Source organism: Dyella sp., from assembly GCF_035508675.1.
Lineage (GTDB): Bacteria > Pseudomonadota > Gammaproteobacteria > Xanthomonadales > Rhodanobacteraceae > Dyella_B.
On the sequence record NZ_DATJMN010000114.1, the window covers coordinates 1 to 8,021 of the forward strand.

General features: G+C 57.9%; 10 protein-coding genes and 1 tRNA gene. 10 read left to right on the top strand and 1 reads right to left on the bottom strand.

Features of this window, described 5'->3' with window-relative positions; translation table 11 throughout:
- Positions 1 to 204: 204 nt before the first annotated feature.
- Positions 205 to 1,020 carry an SDR family NAD(P)-dependent oxidoreductase gene (locus VMA74_RS06705; RefSeq protein WP_325365865.1) on the bottom strand — a complete coding sequence of 272 codons (816 nt, stop codon included), beginning with the start codon at positions 1,018 to 1,020 and terminating at the stop codon, positions 205 to 207.
- Positions 1,021 to 1,130: 110 nt separating this feature from the next.
- On the opposite strand from VMA74_RS06705, the gene tpiA reads away from it, so the two are divergent.
- The 10 genes from tpiA (at position 1,131) to VMA74_RS06750 (ending at position 7,878) form a co-directional block, all read left to right on the top strand.
- Positions 1,131 to 1,883, top strand: coding sequence for a triose-phosphate isomerase (tpiA, locus tag VMA74_RS06710; RefSeq protein WP_325365866.1), 753 nt, complete (start codon positions 1,131 to 1,133; stop codon positions 1,881 to 1,883).
- Positions 1,884 to 1,910: 27 nt separating this feature from the next.
- Positions 1,911 to 2,381 carry a preprotein translocase subunit SecG gene (gene secG, locus VMA74_RS06715; RefSeq protein WP_325365867.1) on the top strand — a complete coding sequence of 157 codons (471 nt, stop codon included), beginning with the start codon at positions 1,911 to 1,913 and terminating at the stop codon, positions 2,379 to 2,381.
- Between the two features lie 15 nt (positions 2,382 to 2,396).
- A tRNA-Leu gene (locus tag VMA74_RS06720) sits at positions 2,397 to 2,481 on the top strand.
- Positions 2,482 to 2,608: 127 nt separating this feature from the next.
- Complete coding sequence (locus VMA74_RS06725; protein WP_325365868.1) at positions 2,609 to 2,836, top strand: hypothetical protein; 228 nt, start codon at positions 2,609 to 2,611, stop codon at positions 2,834 to 2,836.
- Between the two features lie 256 nt (positions 2,837 to 3,092).
- The gene (locus VMA74_RS06730) at positions 3,093 to 3,374 is read left to right on the top strand and encodes a hypothetical protein (RefSeq protein WP_325365869.1); all 282 of its coding nucleotides are present in this window, start codon (positions 3,093 to 3,095) and stop codon (positions 3,372 to 3,374) included.
- 58 nt (positions 3,375 to 3,432) lie between these two features.
- Positions 3,433 to 3,867: a hypothetical protein gene (locus tag VMA74_RS06735; protein ID WP_325365870.1), complete on the top strand. Its 435-nt coding sequence runs from the start codon at positions 3,433 to 3,435 to the stop codon at positions 3,865 to 3,867.
- Positions 3,857 to 4,132 carry a GTP-binding protein gene (locus tag VMA74_RS21605; protein ID WP_414649571.1) on the top strand — a complete coding sequence of 92 codons (276 nt, stop codon included), beginning with the start codon at positions 3,857 to 3,859 and terminating at the stop codon, positions 4,130 to 4,132. The genes VMA74_RS06735 and VMA74_RS21605 overlap by 11 nt, the downstream gene beginning before the upstream one ends.
- A 697-nt stretch (positions 4,133 to 4,829) precedes the next feature.
- Positions 4,830 to 6,755: a CocE/NonD family hydrolase gene (locus tag VMA74_RS06740; RefSeq protein ID WP_414649572.1), complete on the top strand. Its 1,926-nt coding sequence runs from the start codon at positions 4,830 to 4,832 to the stop codon at positions 6,753 to 6,755.
- A 244-nt stretch (positions 6,756 to 6,999) separates the two neighbouring features.
- Positions 7,000 to 7,686 (top strand): S41 family peptidase, encoded by a 687-nt coding sequence (locus VMA74_RS06745; RefSeq protein ID WP_325365872.1) that lies wholly within the window; start codon positions 7,000 to 7,002, stop codon positions 7,684 to 7,686.
- A 27-nt stretch (positions 7,687 to 7,713) separates the two neighbouring features.
- Complete coding sequence (locus VMA74_RS06750) at positions 7,714 to 7,878, top strand: hypothetical protein (protein ID WP_325365873.1); 165 nt, start codon at positions 7,714 to 7,716, stop codon at positions 7,876 to 7,878.
- Positions 7,879 to 8,021: the final 143 nt, after the last annotated feature.

An 8,021-nucleotide genomic window follows, 5' to 3' on the forward strand; every position in this document is an offset into this window, starting at 1 on the left:
GAGGCGATGGTTGGCTCCCGCCGCTCGCTGCGCTCGCACCCCACCCTAGCCCTCCCCTACTTCGCAGGGGAGGGAACAGCTTTCCGCGATGATCCAGTGTCCCGCTTCGCTATGAGGGCAATTTATAGAAGTGCCCTTAAGTTAGTTACGTAGCTGGGATTGCATCCCAACCTACCCACATGGAAAACATCCCCACGCAGCCAATCACTCACCCGCATCCTGCGCCCGATACCGCTTCGACTGCTTCGCCGACATCCGCAACGCCATCCGATCCGGCATCACTTTGAACAAGCCCTTCACCGTGCGATTGAACCGCCCGGTCACATGCACCACCTCACCACGCTCCACCGCTTCAATCCCTTCCCGCACCACATCCTCCGCACGCTGCCACATGAAACTCGGCATCTTGCTCACCAGCGCACGCGTACCCGTTACATCGTGGAACTCCGAATACGTAAACCCCGGGCACAACGCACACACATTCACGCCGGCATCCAGATTCTCCAGCGCCAGTGACTGCGAAAACTTGATCATGTACGCCTTGCTCGCCGCATACAGCGTGTGGCCCGCGCTACCCGGCACATGACCCGCCAACGAAGCCACATTCACGATGCGCCCATAACCCCGCGCACGCATGCCGGCAATCAAACGCCACGCCAACTCCGTCGGCGCCGTCACCAGCACGCGCAGAAAATCCGCATGCACCGGCCAATCGTTCTGATCGAAGCGCCCAGGCACACCGTAGCCCGCGTTGTTGATCAACCAGTCCACCTGCAAGCCGCGCTCATCCAAGGCCGCGCAAAGCTGCTCCACCCCATGCGGATCGGCAAGATCGTTGGTCAGCACGGTTGCGTTCACGCCATGTTGACCGTGCAGCGCATGCGCTACGGCTTCCAGGCGATCGGTGCGGCGTGCCGTCAGCACCAGGTCGTGGCCACGTGCAGCAAGCGCGTGGGCAAACGCGGCACCGATGCCGGCCGATGCACCAGTGATCAGGCTAAGCGGACGGGCTTTCGTCATGGGTACTCCTGGCTGGATCGATATAAATAAAAACGGCGTTCAGCACGCGCGTTGCCGTGCCTCGGGTGGCTGGTTAAGCTTGCCAGCTTTCCTTTGCAACGGATGCGGACATGCGTAAAAAACTCGTTGCCGCCAACTGGAAAATGCATGGCAGCCGTTCCATGGCGGCCGGCCTGATGGAAGAAATCCTCAAGGCCAATCCTGCCGACGGTGCCGATGTATTGATCCTGCCGCCGTATCCCTATCTTGCGCCGCTCATCGACCAGTACGGCACCTCCGGCATCGCCTTCGGTGCGCAGGATGTAAGCGAGCACCAAGGGCAGGGCGCCTATACCGGCGAGGTATCCGCCCAGATGGTGGCCGACCTGGGTTGCCGCTGGGCGCTGGTCGGGCATTCCGAGCGCCGGCACCACCACAGCGAAAGCAACGATAAAGTAGCGCGCAAATTCGCCGCCGCGCTGGCCGCCGGGCTCACCCCGGTGCTGTGCGTGGGCGAGACCCTGCATCAGCGCGAAGCCGGCGAGACCATCGACGTGATCCGGCAGCAGCTGCAGGCCGTGCTGGCGCTCAACGGCATCCGCGCTTTCGACACTGCCGTGATCTCCTACGAACCGGTCTGGGCCATCGGCACCGGCAAGACCGCCACCCCGGCGCAGGCGCAGGAAGTGCACGCCTTCATCCGTAGCCAATTGGCGCAAGAGGATGCTATGATCGCCCGTCTGACTCGGCTGCTTTATGGCGGCAGCGTCAAATCGGCCAATGCTGCAGAGCTGTTTGCGCAGCCGGACGTGGACGGGGGGCTGATCGGCGGTGCGTCGCTCATTGCCTCCGAATTCCTCGCCATCTGCAACGCCGCCCGTTGAGCACCATCGAACCCTACGCGAGACCTCATGTTCGTCATCTTCAGCGTGTTCTACATCCTGATCGCTGCAGCGATGATCGTGCTGATCCTCATGCAGCGCGGCGCAGGCGCCGATGCAGGTTCCGGCTTCGGTGCCGGCGCATCGGCCACTGTGTTCGGTGCCCGTGGTTCGGCCAACTTCCTGTCGCGCTCCACCGCCGTGCTCGCCGCGCTGTTCTTCGCGCTCAGCATCGGCATGGGCATCTACCTGAAGTCAAACGGCGGCGCCATCCGCCAGCAGCAGGCCAGTAACAACCTCGGTGTGATGGCAGGTCTTGGCAACCAGCCCGCCAAACCGCAAAATGCGCAGCCCGCGGCCCAGCCAAAGGCAGCGGTGCCGGCGGCAGCCCCGGCCGGCAACGGCGAAGTCCCAGCGGCCCAGCCGGCCCCGGCCAAGGCACAGCAGGGCGACGTCCCGGCCCCCACGGCCCCGGCAGCAGCAGCAACGAGCAAGCACTAAAATCGAGCAACATCAGCCCAGGTGGCGGAATTGGTAGACGCACTACCTTGAGGTGGTAGCGACGCAAGTCGTGGGGGTTCGAGTCCCCCCTTGGGCACCAACCGAAAGCTACGGAAGTCCTGGTTACAGGATTCGGTAGTGAAAAGAAGAAACCCGCCGCTGGCGGGTTTTTTTGTGCCTCGAAGAAACCTGGGCGATGATGGCGTTAAGACGTAAAGGGCATCGATATGGCTGAGATTGATGGGGTGACGCTTCGAATGGCTATCCAGGCGGTGGACACGATGATCAACGATCTGGCGAAGCAGTTGGAAGCGGATACCAGTGCAGAAGCTGGGGAGCTTGAGATTCGCTTGGTGAAATATGAAAAAGCGCTCGGGAAGCTCAAGATTGGCTATGAGGAGGAACAGAGGCAATCAAGCAATCTTCCGCCTTTTGATGAGCTCATTATGGGGTGATTCGAATGCGTGACAGACAGTCGCGGCTTGGTGATTTCGATTCTGATGTCTCTTGAAGCGGCTTGTTTGGTACGTTTCAGGTGATTCAAAAATGGGCCGAAAATGGGGGCTGGTTTACGGCCTATTAGGAAGTGAATCTGCACCCCGTTTCTGAATCGTCGGCGACGAAGGCGAGCCGTACGATGGTAGCTTCTAACTCATTCAAGCGGACGCGCGTACCGCGTAGCTTGGGCGTTAGGCCCATCAGGGAAATGGCATGAAGATCTGGCAGGTTGCAGCGCAAGGCGAAGGCTTTCAGCGCGATGGCTTAAATGTAGCCTTCGAGCTAAGCGGTTTTATCTTGGCGGCAAACGCCGATGAAGCGTTTACAAAGGCCGTGCATATCGCAAAACAGCAATTTGTCGAACTTGGTCAAGCCGGCCACCCAGATCATCCGCGTGCTGTCATAAATGCTGACGAAGTCGAAGAATTTTCTGGTACACCAAGCACAGGCATTGACCAAGTCGAAATCCATTGGCTTGGCGAACAGCATGCCTAACTTATCCAAGTGGACACGCGCACTGCGCGCCGCTTAACTCAGGCGTTATCGGTGAATCATGGACCAAGTGAACATTGATAATTTAACGGACGCGCTGTACTGCGTTTTTGCGGCACTGATCTACATCGGCGTTGTACTTACTGCATTACTCGTCGGAAGCATCAAAGGTCACAAGCTGAATGAGCTGATTGTAGAAGCTGCACAGCGGCAGGCGTTCGAGGCGGACGCGAAAGGTCTACTGGGAAAAGGGGAGTACTCAAAGCTCAAGGAGCTAGCTATGCAGCGCGAGACAACTCATCCAGCAGATGCCAGCACACAGTACTTTCTCGGCATGGCACATCTACGTTGCGATGAATTTGTCGCGGCTAAGCGTTGCTTTGAGTGCGCAATCAAATATGACGCTAACTGGAAGAAGGTATGTGCTGCTCATCTGGAGCATATCGCCGCAGAGTTAAAGAAGGCGAAGCCATCACTTGTCGACAATGACCGCTGACTCAGCGCTCAAGCGGCCGGCCCGTAAACAAGCGTCTTGTGGGGGCGAGGTCTGTGCGTTGAGAGTGAGGACGACGAGGAGCGGCCGCATCAATGAGGTGGTGTTCATTGGTCGAGACGTGGATCGCGAAAGCATCGAACGTGCTTTTATGGCATGCCACCTCAACTTCACTGAAATGCGCAACGGCAGCCGGCATTGGCGCCAGCTACCGGACCCATTTCCAGCTTGGCAGTTTAGCGGAACGGTCGATGGCGCGACTGTGTAAACGCAGCTAATAAAGCGTGCGCGCTGTGAGCGGTGTGAAGATATTTCTTGTGCACAGCATTCTTTATGGCTGTGCGCCCGACCTGCGTCAAAGCCGATGACAGGTGACAGGGCCCCAAAGGCCGTGTGCTGAATGGGAAGGCCGCTCTTCAAAGGGGTGTGGGTGCCTTAACCGATATGGCAGGTACCCATGACATTAGTCATGTTGTTACAAAATAACGCTTGATCCCATACTTGATTCACAGATCTTCGAACGCCCTTGCGGAATCTACGCTGGGTGGCACGTTGCTCGTCCATTGACGCAGGTCGATGCGTTGCGTCATGAGCCTCGTGTTGCCGATGAGTAAGCGTGAAGTGCCGTTATATAGGGGTTTGACGCAGATCTCTTGGCGAAGAAGGATGCCCTTGTGTATCCAAGCGTCATTTCATTCACGCCACATTCGTCATGATGCAGATCGGATGATGGCAGCCATCACAGGGTGATGACAGGGCATGCAAAAGCTTTTTCGTTCTTTGCTGCAATGGATTCCAGCATGCCGCTCGCTGATCGCCTTGGCGCGATCGACGCCAACCCTGCAGCCGTGCGCCAGCGCAACGCTGTAGATGTCTCTTTGCACCGGACGCCGCCTGTGACGGTGTCGACTTTTCCTTGACGGATAGCCACGATGAAAATTGCCACCCTTTTTGCGCGCCGTCCCTTGGCGTTGCTTTTGGCTTCGCTACTGTGCGTAGGCGCAGCCTATGCGAGCGATTCCACCGAGAGTCACGCCAAATACCCCAATTTCCCCAGCGACATGCCTGCGCACTTTGATCCGTCGACGCAGCATTTCAACTACATCCGTCGCGAGGTCATGATCCCGATGCGCGATGGCGTAAAGCTGCACACCGTGATTCTGATTCCCAAGGGTGTCAAGCATGCAGGCATCGTGTTGACTCGCACCCCTTACGACGCCGATCGCATGACCTCAGGAAACAGCGATGATCTCGGTGAAGTGTTGCAGCACGACGATGACTCCACCGCCGTGCTCATCGAAGACCACTATATCCGCGTCGTGCAGGATGTCCGCGGTAAATACGGTTCCGAAGGCGATTACGTCATGAACCGCCCAGTGTTGGGGCCGCAGAATCCAACGCCGGTGTCCGATGCCACCGATGCTTACGACACCATCGACTGGCTGGTGAAACATGTACCGGAGAGCAACGGCAAGGTGGCCATCATGGGTATTTCCTACGATGGTTTCGAGCCGCTGATGGCGCTGGTGCATCCGCATCCCGCGCTGAAGGTCGCCATTCCGGAAAACCCGATGGTGGACGGCTGGATGGGCGACGACTGGTTTCATCACGGCGCTTTCCGTGAGCAGATGATTCCCTACATCTACGACCAGACCGCCACACGCTCCAACAGCATCCATTGGTGGAGCAGTTATCACGATGACTACAACATGTATCTTGACGCCGGCAATCCGACAGCGATTGCGGACACGCACGGGATGCAGCAGCTGGGCTTCTGGAACAAGCTGGTGGCGCACCCTGCTTACGATGCCTTCTGGCAGGATCAGGCGATGGACAAGATCCTGGCTGCGCAACCGCTCAAGGTGCCGGTGATGCTCGTAGCCGGTGAATGGGATCAGGAAGACATTTACGGCCCCTTGGCCGTCTATCGTGCGTTGAAGCCCAAGGATACGCACGGTGACATGGTCTATCTCACGCTCGGCCCCTGGTATCACGGACAGGAAATCCGCGACGGCAGCGCACTGGGCCCGATCAAGTTCAACTCCGACACGTCGCTGTACTTCCGCGAGCACATCCTGCGGCCGTTCCTGGCGCACTATCTGAAGGATGACGCGCCGCCGAACCCGGTTGCCCCCGTCAATGCCTTTGTCACCGGCACCAATCAGTGGGAAGCTTTTTCATCGTGGCCGGGATGCGCTTCCGATTGCCATATCCAATCCAAACCGCTGTATCTGCAGGCCGATCATGCATTGAGCTTTACCGCGTCGGCGGCAAACAGCGGCGATGGCTACGATGAATATATTTCCGACCCGGCCAAGCCTGTACCTTACCGGCATCGTCCGATTCCTGCCGCCGAAACGCCAACCTGGCACGAATGGCTGGTAGACGATCAGCGTGAAGCGGAAACGCGCCCCGATGTAGAGACCTATGAAACGCCGGTACTGACGCAAGCAGTACGTATTACCGGCAGGCCAGAGGTGCATCTGGTGGCATCGACCAGCGGTACGGATTCGGATTGGGTAGTGAAGTTGATCGATGTCTATCCGCAGCAAGACATCACCGAGCCGTCGATGAGCGGTTACGAACTTGCCGTCGGCATGGATATATTCCGTGGCCGCTATCGCACCAGTTACGCGCATCCCTCGCCGCTGACGCCGAACGTGCCGCTGGCATATCACTTCCACTTGCCAGCAGCTGACCACGTGTTCTTGCCGGGTCACCGCATCATGGTGCAGATCCAGTCCAGCTGGTTCCCGCTCTACGATCGCAACCCGCAAACCTATGTGCCGAACATTTTCCTGGCCAAGCCCGGGGATTATCGTAAGGCGGTGCAGCGCATCTATCACACGCCCGATCACGCCACGTATATTGACTTGCCGGTGGCGCAATGATCTCGACACGATCCCTCACCCTGGCTGTTTGCAGTGCGTGCCTGGCGTGATCGTCGAGCCACGCTGCAGAGGCATCCTCATCGTTCCAGCTGACCGATTTGCGTAAATTGGCGAGCCTGAGCGAACCGCTGGTTTCTCCTGACGGCAAACACGTCGCGGTCATCGTTTCAAAGCCGGATTGGGAAACAGACCAGCGTCAGCAAGAGATCGACTTGATCGATGTGGCGACGGGTTCGTCCGTGCATTGACGTGGAAACGCAAGGAGCTGTTCTCGCCGCGCTGGCCGCCCGACGGCACGCGGCTGGCGTTCCTTGCCGAGGATCCCGGTAGCAAACAGGCACAGCTTTTCGTGATGCCTATGGATGGCGGCGATGCGATGCGTATTACGGAGGCCAAAGAGGGTGTGGATGCCTATGCATGGAGTCCCGATGGTGCGCAGATCGCGTTCATTACCGAAGACCAGGCACCAAGCTTTGGCGATCCGAAATTTGAAAAGGACGCTATCGACTTTCTCAAGGCACACACGCATGCCAAGGTCATCATCTTTGACGTGAGGGGGAACGGTGGTGGGAACTCGCCGGATCATCTTTTGCAGGCCTTGATCACCAAGCCATACAGGTACTGGAATCAGCTTTCGGGAATGTCCATCGGCCTGCCCAAAGCCTATGCGGGGATGGTGGACCACATCGATGCCAAGACCGATCCTCAAGACCATGGTTTCATGGACGGCATGAATGCCTACTTCCAGCGCCCCATGCTTTATGTGCCGGGTGAGCTGGTGAAACCATCCGCCGCTCCAATCTATATGGGGAAGCTGATTGTGCTCGCAGATCAAGCTTGCGCTTCAGCGTGCGAAGACTTTCTCATGCCGCTCAAGGTGACCGGCCGCGCCATCATAATCGGTGATGTCACCTTCGGTTCTAGCGGCTAGCCGAAGTTGATCTCCTATGGTAATGGCATGAGCCTGGAGGTCGGCGCCAAGCGAGTTTCTTTCGGCGATGGCGCTCCTTTTGAAGGCGTTGGCGTGAAGTCTGATATTGAACTGACACCTATGTTGCAGCAATTGACGGCGCACGTTGATCCAGTGCTCGCCAAAGCATTGGAAGTGGCCCAAGGCGAGTGAGCAGAAATTTCAGCTAGGTCCGCTTACGATGCACTAGGAAGTGAACCTGCACACTCATATCGCCGCATCAGCTTCGCGTCGTACAGAGTTCCGCGCTTCGTCACTGCATTAATAAGCTACAGCGCTTGGCATGGTCAATGCCC

Coding starts and splice junctions, on each gene's coding strand:
- VMA74_RS06705 (WP_325365865.1), bottom strand. CDS start 1,020: ATGACGAAAGCCCGTCCGCTTAGCCTGATCACTGGTGCATCGGCCGGC.
- tpiA (WP_325365866.1), top strand. CDS start 1,131: ATGCGTAAAAAACTCGTTGCCGCCAACTGGAAAATGCATGGCAGCCGT.
- secG (WP_325365867.1), top strand. CDS start 1,911: ATGTTCGTCATCTTCAGCGTGTTCTACATCCTGATCGCTGCAGCGATG.
- VMA74_RS06725 (WP_325365868.1), top strand. CDS start 2,609: ATGGCTGAGATTGATGGGGTGACGCTTCGAATGGCTATCCAGGCGGTG.
- VMA74_RS06730 (WP_325365869.1), top strand. CDS start 3,093: ATGAAGATCTGGCAGGTTGCAGCGCAAGGCGAAGGCTTTCAGCGCGAT.
- VMA74_RS06735 (WP_325365870.1), top strand. CDS start 3,433: ATGGACCAAGTGAACATTGATAATTTAACGGACGCGCTGTACTGCGTT.
- VMA74_RS21605 (WP_414649571.1), top strand. CDS start 3,857: ATGACCGCTGACTCAGCGCTCAAGCGGCCGGCCCGTAAACAAGCGTCT.
- VMA74_RS06750 (WP_325365873.1), top strand. CDS start 7,714: ATGAGCCTGGAGGTCGGCGCCAAGCGAGTTTCTTTCGGCGATGGCGCT.